Genomic DNA, 16,654 nt, shown 5'->3' on the forward strand with positions numbered 1-16,654 from the left:
TTTTTGTTTTAAAAAATCATGTCAGGGCTTATTTTATGGGACTTTAAAACAAAAACAAAAATAAAACATAATTAATTTTTAGTAATAATGCAGAATAAAGGACTTATTAAATTTTTCGCAATTCTATTTGCATTGGTAAGTATTTACCAACTATCATTCACTTTTGTGGCAAATGGTGTCAAAAGTGAAGCTAAAGCTTTTGCAGGAGATAATCCTGATAAAGAGCTGAAATATTTAGATTCTATTGGTAAAGAAAAAGTATTAAATCTTGGTTTTACTGATTTCACTTACAATGAAGTGAAAAACAAACAACTTAATAAAGGTCTTGACTTAGAAGGAGGAATCAACGTAATTCTTCAAATTTCTATTAAAGATGTATTAAAAGGTTTGGCTAATAATTCTAAAAATCCAGTTTTTAATAAATCATTAGCTGATGCGTCTGCAAACTTAGAAGGAAACAAAACATATTTAAATAAGTTTTTTGAAGCTTTTGAAGCAAATTCAAAAGGATCTGTAAAATTAGCATCTCCAGATATTTTCGCTAACAGAAGTCTTCAAGGAGAAGGTGGTGTAGATTTTCAAATGTCTGACGCGCAGGTTCAAAAAGTAATCAAAAGAAAAGTTGATGAGTCTGTAGAAAGTGCTTTTAAAGTATTAAGAGAGCGTATCGATAAATTTGGTGTTACACAACCAAACATCCAAAAATTAGGAGAAACAGGAAGAATCTTAGTAGAACTTCCAGGTGCTAAGGATGTTGATAGAATTAAAAAATTATTAGGTGGAAAAGCTCAATTAGAGTTTTGGGAAACTTTCAAAATTGAAGAAATTGGTAATTTCTTAGTATCAGCAAACGAAGCTTTAAAGAAAACTGAAGTTAAAAAGACTGAAACTAAAACTGTTGCTAAAGATTCATTAAATGCATTATTAACGGATGCTAAAGATTCTTCAGAAGTTAAAAAAGGAAACAATCCTTTATTTGATAAAATGATCGTTCAAGGTGGTGGACCAGTTTTAGGATACTTTGCTCCTAAAGATACTGCTGCTATCAATGATTATTTCAAAAGACCAGAAATTAGAGTATTATTGGCTGCTGACCAACACTATGCAAAATTTGTATGGAGTAAGCCAACAACTATAAAAGATCCTAAAGCTAAAGACATTAAAAGTGCGGCTGATATCGAAGCTGTTGAATTATACGCTTTAAAAGGAAACAGAGACAATAACCCAGCAATGAGCGGTGGTGTTGTAACTGATGCGAAAGATACTTTTGACCAAATGGGTAAACCAGCTGTTTCTATGCAAATGAATAGCCAAGGAGCTAAAGTTTGGGAAGAATTAACAGGAAGAGCATTCGCTCAAAAAAGCTACATTGCTATTGTATTAGATGATATCGTATATTCTGCTCCAGGTGTAACAAGCGGTCCTATTGCTGGAGGAAGATCTGAGATTACAGGTTCATTTGATGTAGCTGAAACTAAAGATTTAGCTAACGTATTAAATGCAGGTAAATTACCAGCTTCTGCAGATATTATCCAATCAACTGTGGTAGGTCCATCTTTAGGACAAGCAGCTATTGATGCAGGTACAATTTCTTCTGTATTAGGTTTCTTATTAGTTTGTGTTTGGATGGTATTCTATTATGGTAAAGCTGGTTGGTATGCAAACCTTGCTTTATTATTGAACTTACTATTCTTATTCGGAATTATGGCAAGTTTTGGTTTTGTATTAACATTGCCAGGTATTGCAGGTATCGTACTTACATTAGGTACAGCGGTAGATGCTAATATTATTATCTACGAAAGAGCAAAAGAGGAATTACGTGAAGGTAAATCGCTTTCTGAAGCTGTTCAAGCTTCTTACGGATGGCATGGTGCAATGCGTTCTATCATTGATGCTAACGTTACTCACGTTTTAACTGGAGCTATCTTATTTATTTTCGGAACAGGTCCTATTAAAGGTTTCGCATTAACATTATTAATTGGTATCGTAACTTCATTGTTTACATCAATTTTTATTGCTAGAATCTTTATTGACAGAAATATTGCAGGAAAAGCAGATTTGACTTTCTCTACAAACATTACTAAAAACTGGTTTACAAACTTCCACTTTGATTTCATTAAAGTTAAAAAGTTCACTTATATCTTCTCTTCTATTGTAACAGTAGTAAGTTTAGTTTCTATTTTCTTTATTAACGGATTAGATGAAGGTGTTGATTTTGTTGGAGGAAGAACTTTCCAAGTGAAATTCGAAAAACCAGTTGATGCTACTGCAGTTTCAGATGAGTTATCTGCTGCTTTCGGTACGCCAGTTGAAGCTAAAATTTTAGGTGATGATGATCAATTGAAAATCACAACTAAATATAAAATTAAAGAAGACGGTGTAGCTATCGACGAGGAAGTGAACCAAAAATTATACGCTGCATTACAGAAATATTTCCCAAATACTACTTACGATAAATTTATCAACTCATTTGATGGTAAAAAAGTAGGTGTACTGCAAGCTTCTAAAGTTGGAGCTTCTATCTCTGAGGATATCAAGACGAACTCTTATTGGGCGGTTCTTGGTGCAATGGCAGTTATTTTCTTATACTTAATGGTATCTTTCCGTAAATGGCAATATTCATTAGGTGCGATTGCAGCTGTTGCTCACGACGTAATCTTCGTATTAGGAATTTACTCTTTATGTTACAAATTCATGCCATTCCATATGGAAATGGACCAGCACTTTATCGCTGCGATCTTGACTGTAATTGGTTACTCTATGAACGATACGGTAATTGTATTTGATAGGGTAAGAGAGTTTATCATCGGAAACCGTAAAGGAAGTTTCGAAGATATCGTAAACGCTTCTATTAATACTACATTATCAAGAACATTGAATACTTCATTAATGATGATCATCGTATTATTAACGATGTTTATCTTCGGTGGAGAATCTATCAGAGGATTTATCTTTGCAATGTTAATCGGGATTATTGTGGGTACTTATTCTTCATTATTCATCGCAACTCCAGTATTGGTTGATACGATTTCTAATGATGAAAAACACACTATCGAAGACAAACACAATAAAGCATAATTACTGTTTTAATTATATGAAAAGATCCAACGAAAGTTGGATCTTTTTTTTGTGCTATATTTAAAGAGAATTTCAAAACGATTTATGACAAGAAGATTTCTTTGTGGTTTAATGCTTTTTTTGGCAGTAAAAATGGTTGCGCAAGAACATAACTCGCGTTTTTCTTTAGGTTTTAATTATGGTTTTGGAAGTGAGTTTAATAATAGAAACTACACATTTAAGAACCATTTTTATAAAGTTCAGATATATTTCAAATTAAAAGAAATAGAGTCTTTTCAATATCAAATTTTGGTTCAGCCAGAGATTAATTTTGCCGAGCATCAATTATTGAATTTCTATTTTGTTAAGTCTGAGACGCCGAATTATCAGCAAAAAAGAGATGAGTATGCCCGTTTGAAAGATATTCGTGAATATGTGCTTAATTGTGGTTTTTTAGTTCGTAAACCTGTTGGTAAGGTTTTCTCATTTTATGCTCTAGGAAGTATTGGACCTATGATCACAGATACAGAAACAGAGCGAATGTCTAAGGGTTTTGCTTTTGCGGATGTTTTAGCAATAGGTTTTACAGCAAGTTATGACAAATTTCAGTTTGATATTCGTCCTAGCGTGAGACATGTTTCTAATGCTGGGTTAGGGAGCAGGAATGCGGGTTATAATACGAAGAATATTGAATTTGGTATTTCGTATCAGTTATAAAAAAGAAACGCCCAATATGCGAAATATGGGCGTTTTTTATTTGGATTGAGTAATTTATGATTCAGCTAAAGGATTTCTTTGTGCTCTTATGATAAAGAAAAGTCCAATAATGATAAAAGGTATGCTTAACCATTGTCCTGTCGAGAATAATCCTAATTCACTTTCGAAACCACCTTGGCTTTCTTTTACAAATTCTACAACAAAACGAACAACAAATAAAAGCACTAAAAATAATCCGAATAAAAGGCCAGATTTAAGTCTTGCATTTGTTTTCCAGTATAAAAAGAATAAAATAGCGAATACAAAAATATAACAGAACGCTTCGTACAATTGTGTAGGGTGTCTTGAAGGAACTTCTGCTAATAAGGCCGCAAATTTTGGATCGGTTGCAATGGCAGTGTAAGCTTCTTTTGGGTCTGCAATTCCGGTTTTTTGTACCGCTTCGGCTTTACTAAATGTATCATGCAAGAAACGAATTCCGAAAGCAGAAGAAGTTTCGTGACCGATAATTTCAGAATTGAAGAAGTTTCCAAGACGAACGAAAATTGCACCACTAGCAACAGGAATTACCACACGGTCTAAAATCCATAATAACGAACGTTTTAGAATTTTTTTGCTATAGTAGTACATTGCGATAATAATTGCAATAGCAGCTCCGTGACTTGCTAATCCTTGGAAACCTGTAAATTGAAATTCAGGTTCGAATTTGAATGGAAGGAAAATTTCCAAAATATGATTTCTGAAATATTCCCAATCATAAAAGAAAACATGACCTAAACGCGCCCCAATTAAAGTGGCTAAAACAGTCCAAACGAACAAAGAATCTAGTTTTTCAATTGATTCGTTTTCTCTTTCGAAAATCTTTTTCATTAGGAACCATCCTAAACCAAAAGCAATTACAAACATTAAGCTGTAATATCGAATCATAAAAAATCCTAAGTTGATTCCCTCTGAAGGATTCCAAACTATATTTAAGGCGTGTGTCATGTATAAAATTTTATATCTGTAAAAATAAATATTTAATGTAAAGTACCGCTTTCTAAAAGGTTAATGTTTACGGTTGCATTTTTTTTCCGGAACAGGATCGTAACCGGTTCTTCCCCAAGGATGACAGCTTAAAATACGTTTAATTCCTAAATAACCACCATAAAATAATCCGTGAATTTGCAGCGCTTGAATCATATAAGTCGAACAGGTCGGCTCAAATCGGCAAGAAGCAGGTGTAAACGGCGAAATGGCAGTTTGATAAAAACGAACCAAGAGCACAAATGGATATATTAGAATTTTGGATAACATATTTTTTTAGTGTTCAGTGGTCAGTTTTTTAGTGTTCAGTTAATCGAAATGTATAATTTTTAGTGTTCAGTGTTTAGTTTTTATCTCTCAAAGTTAAATCGGATCACTAAAAAACTGACCACTGACCACTAATGATTTACTGAATACTAAACGTAGTTCCTTCTTTTCCGTCTTTGAGCTGAATTCCTAAAGCAATTAATTGGTCGCGAATCTGATCTGAAAGCGCAAAGTTTTTATCTGCTCTGGCTTGATTTCTCATTCCGATAAGCATGTTTACTACGCCGTCTAATTTGTCGCTATCTCCATCAGCTCCTTTGTCTTCATTAAGTCCCAAAACGTCATATACGAAAGCATTTACTGCTGTTCTGAAATCGGCTAAATCATCAGTAGAAATCGTTTCTTTGCCATCTTTTAATAAATTGATGTAACGAACAGCTTCAAACAACTGCGCAATTAAAATTGGCGTATTGAAGTCATCATTCATCGCATCGTAGCAAAGTTGCTTCCAAGCTGCAAAATCTAAAGAACTAGAAGTTCCTGCGGTAATATTTGGTAAAGCATCAAGTGCTTCCATTAGTCTTTTGTATCCTTTTTCGGCAGCAACAATGGCATCATCAGAGAAATCTAAAATACTTCTGTAATGTGCTTGAAGCATGAAAAAACGCGTTACTGAAGCAGAAAATGGTTTGCTTAAAATGTTGTTGTCTCCGCTAAGAATTTCGCCAGGAAGAATATTGTTTCCAGTCGATTTTGCCATTTTCTTGCCGTTTAAAGTAAGCATGTTAGCATGCATCCAATAATTTACTGGCGCTTGACCAGTACAAGCTTCATTTTGAGCGATTTCACACTCGTGGTGAGGGAATTTTAAATCCATTCCACCTCCGTGAATGTCAAAATGATTGCCTAGATATTTAGTGCTCATGGCAGTACATTCAAGATGCCATCCTGGGAATCCATCGCTCCAAGGAGAAGGCCATCTCATGATATGTTCTGGTTCTGCTTTTTTCCAAAGTGCAAAATCTTGTGGATTTCTCTTATCAGACTGTCCATCAAGGTCACGAGTATTTGCCAGCATATCGTCGATATTTCTACCGCTTAGAATACCATAATTGTTGGTTTCATTGTATTTTACAACATCAAAATATACAGATCCATTGGCAACATAGCCAATTCCTTTATCAATAATTTTTTTGATGATTTCGATTTGCTCAATAATATGTCCTGTAGCTGTAGGTTCAATGCTTGGAGGTAAAAAATTGAAAGCTTTTAGAATATTATGGAAATCTACAGTATATCGCTGTACTACTTCCATAGGTTCCAATTGCTCCAAGCGCGCTTTTTTAGCAATTTTATCTTCACCCTCATCCACATCATCTACGATATGTCCAACATCGGTAATATTTCGAACGTAACGAACTTTATAATCTAAATGCAGAAAATATCTGAAAATTACGTCAAAAGACATAAAAGTTCTCACGTTGCCTAAGTGAACATTGCTATATACTGTTGGTCCACAAACATACATTCCAACATTTCCTTCATGGATTGGTTTGAAATCTTCTTTTTCGCCAGAAAGCGAATTGTATATTTTTAAGGGCTGACTTGTATATAAAGGCATAGTATTTTTGTTTAATCGTTTAATCGTTTAATCGTTTAATCGTTAATTTGTTTAATTCGGATTATCGGATTTATTCTTGTGAAAGATAATATTTTTTTAGATTATTTATTTGATTGCAAATTTTTTCAAGTTTTTCTCTTGATGCCTCATATTCTGGCTCTGAAACATATTTTAAATCTTTTGAAATAATTAAATGATTTAAAGTTTCCATCGCAGACGAATAGGATATCGTTAAAAAATGTGCTTTGTCTTTATTTGTATTTCTTGAAGTTCCTTCTGCAATATTTGTTGCAATCGAAGAGGAGCTTCTTTTGATTTGAGACGTTATTCCAAATAATTCATTTGAAGGAAACTTACTGGTCAATTTGTAAATGTCCAAAATAAACATTCTTGCATTTTGCCAAACTTCAAGTTTTTCAAAAGAGAAAACGTACATATTTTTTGTTTAATCGTTTAACCGTTTATTTGTTTAGTTGTTTCGATTAAACGATTAAACAAATAAACGGTTAACCAAAATATCTAAAATTGAGTATCTAATTTGATGTAGTCAAGAAATTCTCTTTTTGTTTGTGCATCTTTGAATTTTCCTCCGAATTCAGAAGTTACAGTACTGCTTTCGATATCTTTAATTCCGCGAGAATTTACACAAAGGTGTTTGGCATCGATAACGCAGGCAACATCTTCTGTGCCTAATGCTTTTTGTAATTCTTGAACAATCTGCATCGTTAGACGCTCTTGTACTTGAGGTCTTTTTGCATAATATTCAACGATACGATTCATTTTTGATAAACCGATAACGCGTCCGCTAGAGATATACGCTACGTGCGCACGGCCGATAATTGGCAGTAAGTGGTGTTCGCAAGTAGAATAAACCGTAATGTTTTTCTCTACAAGCATTTCGCCATATTTGTAGTTGTTGTCAAAAGTAGAAGCTTTTGGCTGTTTTGCTGGATTAAGACCACCAAAAATTTCTTTTACAAACATTTTTGCAACTCTGTTTGGAGTTCCTTTAATGCTGTCATCTGTTAAATCCATTCCAAGAGTTTGCAGAATGCTTTCAACATCTTTTTTAATTTTTTCTATTTTTTCTTCATCAGTGATATCAAAAGCATCTTCTCTTAGAGGATTTTTTGCGTTACTGCTAAAGTGATTATCTCCTATTTCGTCTAAAAATTCTTCGTTGTTTATCATTAAAAACTACTATTAGTATGTGTATTCCTTTTTAAGGCGGTAAAGATAATTAATAAATAGGAAACCTTTTCTATCGTTTTTAGGATTTAATTGCTCCTTTTTGGATATAATTTAAAATTCGCAGTTAAATACTGTTATTAAAAACAAAAAAGACAACAACTAAAAACGTTATTGTCTTTTTAAATCGATTATAATGAAGTGATTATCTTCTGTTGTAAACCAATAAAGCTTCCTTTAAAATGTTTACTGCTGTAATCAAATCTTTTTTGTTTAAAACATAAGCGATACGGACTTGATTTAGTCCCATTCCAGGTGTCGAATAGAAACCTTTCGCAGGAGCAATCATTACCGTTTCACCATTTAAATCGTAACTTTCAAGCAACCATTGTGCAAAATCATCTGAATCCTCAATTGGTAGTTCTGCAATGCAATAAAAAGCACCTTTTGGTTTTGTTACAATAACACCATCAATTTTATTTAATTCTGCGATTAAAGTATTACGACGTTCTTTGTATTCTCCAATTACTTCGTCAAAATAACTTTGAGGCGTGTCAATTGCAGCTTCGCAAGCGATTTGTTCAATAGTAGGTGGACTTAAACGCGCCTGTGCAAACTTCATTACGGTTGCCAGAACCTCTTTGTTTTTCGTTACCAAGCAGCCAATTCTTGCGCCGCACATGCTGTAACGCTTAGAAACAGAATCGACCATGATTACGTTTTGCTGTACATCTTCCAAATTCATAACAGAAAAATGTACATCGTCGCCATCGTATAAAAACTCACGATACACTTCATCGGCGATTAAGTACAAATCGTGTTTTTTAATTAAGCTGGCAAGCTGTTTAATTTCAGTTTCGGAATATAAATATCCAGTCGGATTTCCAGGATTGCAAATCAGAATGGCTTTTGTTTTTGGTGTTATTAGTTTTTCAACTTCTTCAATGCTTGGCAATGCAAAAGCCGTTTCAATAGTAGAAACAAGAGGTACTACAGTTGCACTAGTTGAAGAAGCAAAGGCGTGGTAATTAGCATAAAAAGGTTCCGGGATAATGATTTCATCTCCAGGATCTGTTATTGTGGCCAGTGCAAAAAGTAAGGCTTCAGAACCACCAGTTGTAACAATGATGTCTTCTGTGTTAACGTTTACATTTTGACGCTGGTAAAAATGAGCTAATTTTTTTCTATAGCTTTCATATCCGGCTGACGGACTGTATTCTATAATACTCAAATCAATATTTTTTACCGCCTCGATGGCCACTTCCGGTGTCTTGATATCCGGTTGGCCAATGTTTAAGTGATACACCTTGTGTCCTTTTTTCTTTGCTAAATCAGCAAAAGGAGCCAGCTTGCGTATCGGAGATTCGGGCATGTTTTTTCCCTTGAGTGAAATTGTCGGCATGAGTATAAATTATTGAAGTGCAAATTTGCATATTTTTTTCGTATTTAACGTAAATAATAAGGGTACTTCTAAAAATGTAACAATAATAAATATATTTACTAATTTTATAATAAAATATTGCCAATGAAAAAATATATAGTATTGTTTTTTGGGTTATTCTTACCTTTTTTGCTTTTTGGACAAGGCGATTTCATATTGGAAAACAATGCGACAAAGGCTACAATTCCTTTTAAACTGATAAATAATCTCGTTTTTATTCCGATAAAAGTAAATGGAGTAGAGCTAAATTTTCTGTTGGACTCTGGTGTTGAAGAAACTATTCTGTTTAGCATGGAAGAAAAGCAGGAAGTTAGTTTTAACAATATTGAAAAAATAAAACTCCGAGGTTTAGGAAGCGAAGAGGAAATAGAAGGTCTAAAATCGACAAAAAATATTCTGGAAACGCATGGTCTGAAATCTAATGACCATATGGTTTTTATTATCCTAGATCAAAGTTTTAATCTGTCTTCCCATATTGGAATTCCTGTTAACGGAATTATCGGTCATAAATTCTTTAGAAATAATCTGGTTGAAATTAATTATCAGAAAAAGAAAATAATTGTTCATACTAAAAGCGAAAAGTATCAGCAGAAATTGGACAGACAGTTTAAAGCAGTTCCCATAACTGTAGAAAAGGCAAAACCTTATATCATGACAAAAGCAACAGTCAATAATGAAGAGATCTCTGCGAAGCTTTTAGTTGATATTGGAAACAGCGATGCTTTCTGGATTTTTGAAAATGATAAAATTAAACTGCCGAACAAAAATTTTCCCGATTTTTTAGGAAAAGGATTTAGTGGTGACATTGAAGGGCATCGAGCAAAAATTGATAAATTTTCGATAGACGAATTCGATTTTAAAAAACCAATTGTCTCTTTTCCCGATTCAATTTCCATTCGTAACGTTAAGATGGTTCCAGGACGTATCGGATCTGTTGGAGGTGAAGTTTTGAAACGATTCACTGTGGTTTTGGATTATCAAGGAAAGAAGCTATACTTAAAAAGAAATAGCAAATATACAGAACCGTTTACCTATAATAAAAGTGGAATCACAGTGCAGCACAATGGGCTTCAGTGGGTTCAGGAGACCGTGCACTTGGAAACCGTACGAGTAGCTTCTACAATGGATGAATTGCAAGATAAAGATAAAAATGATAATAATTTCAAATACAAATTTGCTCTTAAACCAGTATATGAAATTGTAAATGTACGCCAGAATTCTGCTGCCGAAAAATGTGGACTTCGTAAAGGAGATATTATTGTGAGTATTAATAAAAATCAGCCTTATAAATATAGTCTTCAGCAAATAAACAATCTTTTAAAGTCGGAAGATGATATTTGGATAAATATGGAAGTGGAACGAAACAGTTTGGTGCTTAAATTTAGATTTATGTTGGAAGATGAATTGTAAAAAAAATATTGATTTACAATTTTATCTGAGTTATTGTAAAACTGCGTTTTAGGGTGCTGTATTACAATAATATTGTTTTTTTGTGAAAATAAGGTTGTTAAAAATTAGTTTTTTAGTTAAATATTTTCTTATGTTTAGCAAAAATTTAATCTATGGCAAAAAACTACACTGGCTTTCTACATATTGTATTGTTTTTTATTTTTTTTACTCTACTTCCTTCAAAACTATCTGCGCAATGCGCTGGTGACGACAATGTAAACGAAGTAATTTGCGATGTATCGGATCCAATTTATCAAACTGTAAATTTGTTTTCATTATTAGGAGGTTCTCCAGTGCCTGGTGGAACATGGTCGGATAATAATAATTTAAGAGGATTGGATGTTTCAACTGGGGTTTTGAATGCACAGCTTATTCGTTCTGGAGGAACTTATCTATATACTTATACAGCCCCTGCGACCTCAGGATGTACGGATAATAAAGCTGTTGTTACCATTACCATAGGAGCATACGTTGGAGTTGGATCAGAAGCAACGGTTTGTAACGAGGACAAAACTTTTAATCTTTTTACGGCTTTTGATAGTAAGGTTATGGGGCCGCATACAAATGGTCGATTTACTTACGATACAGGAGAGCCTGTAGAAAATCCTATAAAAATTGGGGAAATAAAAACCAAAACTACGCTTCGTTTTGTTTATACTGTGCCGGCTGTGCTAGACTGTTCTCCAAACGACAAATCGACAAATCTTGAAGTAACGGTTTTAATCGGTCCAAAAGCAGGAGATCCTTCAGATTTGATTCTATGCGGAACGACTGATTTGGCCGCATACACCAATTTAGATTTAAATGATCAACTCGCTGATGAAGATAGTGGCGGTAAGTGGACAGGAATTGGAATAACTTCTAACACCGATCATAATATTAATCTTCAAGAATTGTTTGATACGAATGGTCCTGGAGTATATAGTTATACTTATAAAGTTTTAGCAATTCCTGATAACAATATTTGTGCTGATGATGAGGCAACTGTAAAAATTACTCTGGAAAAAAGGCTCGATTTTACAGGATCAAAAATTGTAGTTAACAGTGATATTTGCGAATCTGAAATTTCGACAGCGATATATTCTGCAAAAATTACGCAAGGACAGGATACTATACCTGATGGAATTTACGATGTTAGTTATAGTATTGCTGGGCCAGGTGTATCGGTAAGTGCAAATGAAAGAAGAAGTTTTTTCAATGGAGAATTTACTTTTCCTATTCCATCGACTTATTTTAGACAAGTAGGACAGTATACCATAACGGTTACGCGAATAGTATCGATTTCTAGTAAGGGAAAATGCGTAAACATTTTCAGTCCGTTTTCTACTATTTTGACAATTTATCCTTTGCCTCGTTTAACTAATGCAGCATTGACGTCGCTTCCCGTTTGTCAAAACGATGCGGCAACGATTCAAGTTACCGCACCTCAATTGCTAGACGGAACATATCGAATTACGTACAATATAAACGGGGATAATCTAGCGCTAGGCGAAACAGCAGAAATGCTGTCTGTTGGCGGTAAAGCTTCTTTTATAATTCCTGGAAATCTAAACACAAGAAGCGGATTGTCTGTAATAACTATTACTAATATAACGAATATTACAAATCCAGCACCGCAATGTAGTAATATTGCAAATGTAGCAGGAAATCTTAACATTAATCCATTGCCAAACGCCGTTACCGTAACTGCGACAGTTAATGATTATTGTTTGAATGCGAATGTTACCGTGGCAGTTTCTGGATTAGGAACTTTAACTAATGCCAGTATTTCTTATGCACTTTCAGAAAGCAATGCTTCTGCTGTGCAAACCATCAGTAAGTTAGTGACAAACGGTAAATTGGATTTTGTTGTTCCTGCCGAATTGCTTCTAAATTCAGGTTCGACAAAAATTACTTTACTGAATCTAACCAATACAGTTACCAATTGTGATGTAAATCTAATTAATGTAACAGATGATTTTGTAATAAATCCGATTCCGCTCGCGCCAATTGTTGCAGATCAGCAGTTTTGTAAAGTGGATGAAGCGGTAATTGCCAATTTGGAGCCAAAAGGAGCGCAATACAAATGGTACAATTCAGCAACAGCAACAACGCCACTTGCAGTTGATTTTGTTTTAAAAACGGAAGATTATTTCGTTAGACAAACATCTGCTGCGGGCTGTACGTCAGAACCTGCGAAAGTTTCGGTAGTTATAAACGACACACCGGCGCCAGAAATGAATGAAACGGCAGATTTTTGCGGATTGGCAAATCCAAAAATAAGTGATTTGTCTAATAAAACTAATGTTCCGTTAACGGTAGCTTGGTACGATGCAGTAGATGGAAATTTATTGCCGTCAACGACATTATTGGTTCATAATGCAATCTATTACGGATATGATTTAAATGAAACCACAAGATGTCTGTCGGAAAATTATAAAGAAGTAAAAGTCTCGCTTCAAGATTGTGAAGTAGCGCAATACGAATTCTTTATTCCAGACGGATTTTCGCCAAATGGAGACGGGGTAAACGATTCGTTTGTGATAAAAGATATTGAATTTTTATATCCAAATTATACGCTTGAAATTTATAACAGATATGGAAATGGAATGTATAAAGGAGATAATAGTAAACCAGCTTGGGATGGCAAAAATTACGAGAAAAGCGGTATCGCTGGCGGAATTGCACCCAACGGAGTTTATTTTTATGTACTGCATTTTAATAAAGACAATAAACCTCCAAAACAAGGCCGTCTTTATTTAAATCGATAAATCTCTTTTTACATTTTAATATAATTTTCACATGAAAAAAATAATACTCTTTATAAATTTCCTTTTCTGTTTATCCGTTTCTGCACAGCAGGATCCAGAATACACACATTATATGTACAATATGAGTATTGTAAATCCCGCTTATGCAACTGGAGTTCCTGCCATGATGAATTTTGGCGGATTGTACAGAACGCAGTGGGTAGGGGCCTATGGCGCTCCTAAAACATTTACATTTTTTGGACATACAGCCATTAATGACAAAATAGAAGCGGGAATTTCTTTCGTTTCGGATGATATTGGAGATGGCGCGAAAAAAGAAAATAATGTTTATGCTGATTTTGCGTATGTTTTAAAATTAGGCGGAAAAAATAAACTGTCGTTGGGTTTAAAAGCTGGATTTTCATCTATGCAAAGCAATTTTAACGGTTTCAAATTTACAGACCCTCAGACCGATTATGCTTTTTCAGAAAACATAAACGCGACTAAGCCTAATATTGGAGTCGGAGCTTACTATTTTAGAGATAATCTCTATGTTGGATTATCTGCACCTAATTTGCTAAAGTCAAAATATATCGAAGAGAAGTCGGGAGTAAATGCTTTTGGTTCCGAAGAAATACACACTTTTTTGACAGCTGGTTATGTTTTTCAAGTCAATGATAAGTGGAAAGTAAAACCTGCCTTTATGACAAAATTTGTAAAAGGTGCCCCAATTACGTTAGATGTTACAGCCAATGTTTTGTATAATGAAAAGTTCGAATTTGGAGCTGCTTACCGAATTGATGATTCAGTTAGTGCGCTTTTCAATATCAATGTGACCTCTACATTGAGAGTAGGCTACGCTTACGATTACACCCTTACAAACTTTGGTCAGTTTAATTCTGGAACACACGAAATTATGCTGTTGTTTGATTTGGACTTGTTAGGAAAAGGATTTGATAAATCTCCAAGATTCTTCTAAAATGAAAAATAGGAAAAAATTACTCGTTATTATATTCGTATTTTTAATACAGTTTATAAATGCACAAGATCAGGAACTAGCGAGAGCTAAACGCTTTTTTGATAAAACATATTACAGCGAAGCTATTATTTTATACCAAAAATTAGCTGATGAAAGACCTTCTCAAGAAGTAATTAAAAATCTAGCCGATTCTTATTTTTACACGAATGATTTGATCAAAGCCCAGCGCTATTACCGTCTGTTGGTTTCAAGTTACAGTAATAATTTAGATCGAGAATATTATTTTAGATATGCACAGACTCTAAAAGCAACAAATAGCTATGATGATGCAAATGTCAATTTAAAAAAATATTATGCTAAATCGGCCAATGCAGCAGATAGTGTCAATTTTGAAAAAGAACTAAAAACATTAGAAAATGTTACTGCAATTGGTAAACGTTTCGAGATTAAAAATCTTGCTATCAATACGCCAAATTCTGAATTTGGTGCTGTGAAATACAAAGAAGACCTAGTTTTTGCAGGAGTTAAATTGAAACCAGGCTTGTTTGATAAAAAATACAAATGGGACAATGAAACCTATTTGAACTTGGTTTCGATTCCGCTAAAAAACATAAATTCAGCAGATTCGACAGTGCATTATTTTGCTAAAGAATTAAAAACCGGAATGCACGAGTCAAACGCTGTGTTTACAAAAGATGGTAAAACCATGTATTTTACAAGAAACAATTCTAAAAACGGAAGAAAGAAAAAAGACGATAAAAAAATCTCCAATCTTCAGATTTTTAAAGCAGAATTGGTAGAAGGAAAATGGACGAATATTGCGTCGTTGCCATTCAATAGTCCGAATTATTCTGTAGAACATCCCGCTTTGAGTGCAGATGAAAAGGTATTGTATTTCGCTTCGGATATGCCAGGATCTTTGGGTTCTTTTGATATTTATTCGGTAAACATTAATAAAGGAGCTTTTGATACACCAAAAAATTTAGGTCCGCAAATTAATACTGATAAAAGAGAGCAGTTTCCTTATGCTTCAGCAGATAATAAACTTTATTTCTCATCAGACGGACTTTTAGGTTACGGATCATTAGATGTTTTTGTTTCTGAAATAAATGGAAGCGAATATTCAAAACCAGTAAATATTGGACTTCCGCTAAATTCTAATTTGGATGATTTTGCTTTTAATATTGATTCAAATACTAAAGAAGGATTTTTTGCTTCCAATAGAGAAGGAGGAAAGGGAAGCGACGATATATATCAATTCAAAGAAATAAAAGATTTAATTGTTGAAGATTGCAAACAGTTTATTGCGGGAACAATTACAGATATTGATACGCAACTGGTTTTAGAAAATGCAACGGTATTATTACAAGATTCAGAAAATAAAACTTTAAATACCATTACAACTTCAGCTGACGGGAAATTCAGTTTTACGGTTGCTTGTGAGGCTTCGTATAAAATTGCTGCTTTCAAGGAAAATTATACCAATGCGTCTAAAATATTGACTTTAGACAAAACAAGAGATAAGGTAAACGATGGTTCGTTGGCATTACGATCTTTAGAAGCAATCAAAAAAGAAGAGAAACAGATTGCCGAAAACAAGAGAAAGCAAGAAATCATTATTGAAGAAGAAAATAAGAAAAAAGAAGCTTTGGCAGCAATTGAGCTGAAAGAAAAAGAGAAGAAAGCCAAAGAAGCTGCAATTGTAGCAGCCGAAGTGAGAAAGAACGAAAAAGTAAAAGAGATTTTAGCGCAAGAAAAAGATGTTGTAAAAGACAAGGACCGTTTAATCATTAAAACAGATCCGATTTATTTTGATTACGATTTGTGGTACATTCGGAAAGAATCAAAAGTGATTTTAGGAAGAGTGGTCGAGTTGATGAAGAAATATCCTGAAATGAAAATCGAAATAGGATCGCATACCGATTCGCGTGGAAATGAAAAGTACAATGCTGATTTATCTCAAAAGAGAGCCAACTCAACTAGAGAATTTATCATCCAATCGGGAATCGACTCTAAACGAGTTTCTGCAAAAGGTTATGGAGAATCGGTTCCGATTATAAAATGCAAAACGGATGAATCCTGTTCGGAAGAAGAACACGAATTGAATAGAAGGTCAGAATTTGTAATTAAAAATCTATAAAATTATGGTAAGAAGAAGTCTTTTTTTCTTTAATTTTATA

General features: G+C 33.9%; 12 protein-coding genes. 6 read left to right on the top strand and 6 right to left on the bottom strand.

The genetic code is table 11. The features are described 5' to 3' along the window. Positions 1-87: 87 nt before the first annotated feature. On the top strand, positions 88-3,078 hold the full coding sequence (secDF, locus tag ABTV69_RS11840) for a protein translocase subunit SecDF (protein WP_433836592.1): 2,991 nt from the start codon (positions 88-90) through the stop codon (positions 3,076-3,078). An 84-nt stretch (positions 3,079-3,162) separates the two neighbouring features. Further along, positions 3,163-3,774: an acyloxyacyl hydrolase gene (locus tag ABTV69_RS11845; RefSeq protein ID WP_433836594.1), complete on the top strand. Its 612-nt coding sequence runs from the start codon at positions 3,163-3,165 to the stop codon at positions 3,772-3,774. Between the two features lie 54 nt (positions 3,775-3,828). On the opposite strand, the gene lgt is transcribed toward ABTV69_RS11845, so the two are convergent. The 6 genes from lgt to ABTV69_RS11875 all read right to left on the bottom strand — a co-directional run bounded on the left by lgt (position 3,829) and on the right by ABTV69_RS11875 (position 9,278). Next, on the bottom strand, positions 3,829-4,761 hold the full coding sequence (lgt, locus tag ABTV69_RS11850) for a prolipoprotein diacylglyceryl transferase (RefSeq protein ID WP_433836596.1): 933 nt from the start codon (positions 4,759-4,761) through the stop codon (positions 3,829-3,831). A 60-nt stretch (positions 4,762-4,821) separates the two neighbouring features. Beyond that, positions 4,822-5,070 (bottom strand): membrane protein insertion efficiency factor YidD, encoded by a 249-nt coding sequence (yidD, locus tag ABTV69_RS11855; protein WP_433836599.1) that lies wholly within the window; start codon positions 5,068-5,070, stop codon positions 4,822-4,824. Positions 5,071-5,206: 136 nt separating this feature from the next. Next, positions 5,207-6,688: a cysteine--tRNA ligase gene (gene cysS / locus ABTV69_RS11860; protein WP_433836601.1), complete on the bottom strand. Its 1,482-nt coding sequence runs from the start codon at positions 6,686-6,688 to the stop codon at positions 5,207-5,209. 70 nt (positions 6,689-6,758) lie between these two features. Further along, complete coding sequence (locus tag ABTV69_RS11865; protein ID WP_433836603.1) at positions 6,759-7,124, bottom strand: four helix bundle protein; 366 nt, start codon at positions 7,122-7,124, stop codon at positions 6,759-6,761. 83 nt (positions 7,125-7,207) lie between these two features. After that, positions 7,208-7,879 (bottom strand): GTP cyclohydrolase I FolE, encoded by a 672-nt coding sequence (gene folE, locus ABTV69_RS11870; protein WP_125721400.1) that lies wholly within the window; start codon positions 7,877-7,879, stop codon positions 7,208-7,210. A gap of 202 nt (positions 7,880-8,081) precedes the next feature. Beyond that, positions 8,082-9,278 carry a pyridoxal phosphate-dependent aminotransferase gene (locus ABTV69_RS11875; protein WP_433836606.1) on the bottom strand — a complete coding sequence of 399 codons (1,197 nt, stop codon included), beginning with the start codon at positions 9,276-9,278 and terminating at the stop codon, positions 8,082-8,084. A gap of 123 nt (positions 9,279-9,401) precedes the next feature. Between ABTV69_RS11875 and ABTV69_RS11880 the strand changes: the two genes are divergently transcribed. The 4 genes from ABTV69_RS11880 (at position 9,402) to ABTV69_RS11895 (ending at position 16,614) form a co-directional block, all read left to right on the top strand. Further along, a complete protein-coding gene (locus ABTV69_RS11880; RefSeq protein WP_433836608.1) occupies positions 9,402-10,727 on the top strand; it encodes a PDZ domain-containing protein in 1,326 nt (441 codons plus the stop codon). A 152-nt stretch (positions 10,728-10,879) separates the two neighbouring features. Beyond that, on the top strand, positions 10,880-13,516 hold the full coding sequence (locus tag ABTV69_RS11885) for a gliding motility-associated C-terminal domain-containing protein (RefSeq protein ID WP_433836610.1): 2,637 nt from the start codon (positions 10,880-10,882) through the stop codon (positions 13,514-13,516). Positions 13,517-13,547: 31 nt separating this feature from the next. After that, positions 13,548-14,474 (top strand): PorP/SprF family type IX secretion system membrane protein, encoded by a 927-nt coding sequence (locus ABTV69_RS11890; RefSeq protein ID WP_433836612.1) that lies wholly within the window; start codon positions 13,548-13,550, stop codon positions 14,472-14,474. Position 14,475: 1 nt separating this feature from the next. Next, positions 14,476-16,614 (top strand): OmpA family protein, encoded by a 2,139-nt coding sequence (locus tag ABTV69_RS11895; RefSeq protein ID WP_433836614.1) that lies wholly within the window; start codon positions 14,476-14,478, stop codon positions 16,612-16,614. Positions 16,615-16,654: the final 40 nt, after the last annotated feature.

It is taken from the genome of Flavobacterium anhuiense (assembly GCF_050990855.1).
Classification (GTDB): domain Bacteria; phylum Bacteroidota; class Bacteroidia; order Flavobacteriales; family Flavobacteriaceae; genus Flavobacterium; species Flavobacterium anhuiense_C.

What these genes read in the sequence shown, in the direction of transcription:
- secDF (WP_433836592.1), top strand. Translation starts at nt 88, where the DNA reads ATGCAGAATAAAGGACTTATTAAATTTTTCGCAATTCTATTTGCATTG.
- ABTV69_RS11845 (WP_433836594.1), top strand. Translation starts at nt 3,163, where the DNA reads ATGACAAGAAGATTTCTTTGTGGTTTAATGCTTTTTTTGGCAGTAAAA.
- lgt (WP_433836596.1), bottom strand. Translation starts at nt 4,761, where the DNA reads ATGACACACGCCTTAAATATAGTTTGGAATCCTTCAGAGGGAATCAAC.
- yidD (WP_433836599.1), bottom strand. Translation starts at nt 5,070, where the DNA reads ATGTTATCCAAAATTCTAATATATCCATTTGTGCTCTTGGTTCGTTTT.
- cysS (WP_433836601.1), bottom strand. Translation starts at nt 6,688, where the DNA reads ATGCCTTTATATACAAGTCAGCCCTTAAAAATATACAATTCGCTTTCT.
- ABTV69_RS11865 (WP_433836603.1), bottom strand. Translation starts at nt 7,124, where the DNA reads ATGTACGTTTTCTCTTTTGAAAAACTTGAAGTTTGGCAAAATGCAAGA.
- folE (WP_125721400.1), bottom strand. Translation starts at nt 7,879, where the DNA reads ATGATAAACAACGAAGAATTTTTAGACGAAATAGGAGATAATCACTTT.
- ABTV69_RS11875 (WP_433836606.1), bottom strand. Translation starts at nt 9,278, where the DNA reads ATGCCGACAATTTCACTCAAGGGAAAAAACATGCCCGAATCTCCGATA.
- ABTV69_RS11880 (WP_433836608.1), top strand. Translation starts at nt 9,402, where the DNA reads ATGAAAAAATATATAGTATTGTTTTTTGGGTTATTCTTACCTTTTTTG.
- ABTV69_RS11885 (WP_433836610.1), top strand. Translation starts at nt 10,880, where the DNA reads ATGGCAAAAAACTACACTGGCTTTCTACATATTGTATTGTTTTTTATT.
- ABTV69_RS11890 (WP_433836612.1), top strand. Translation starts at nt 13,548, where the DNA reads ATGAAAAAAATAATACTCTTTATAAATTTCCTTTTCTGTTTATCCGTT.
- ABTV69_RS11895 (WP_433836614.1), top strand. Translation starts at nt 14,476, where the DNA reads ATGAAAAATAGGAAAAAATTACTCGTTATTATATTCGTATTTTTAATA.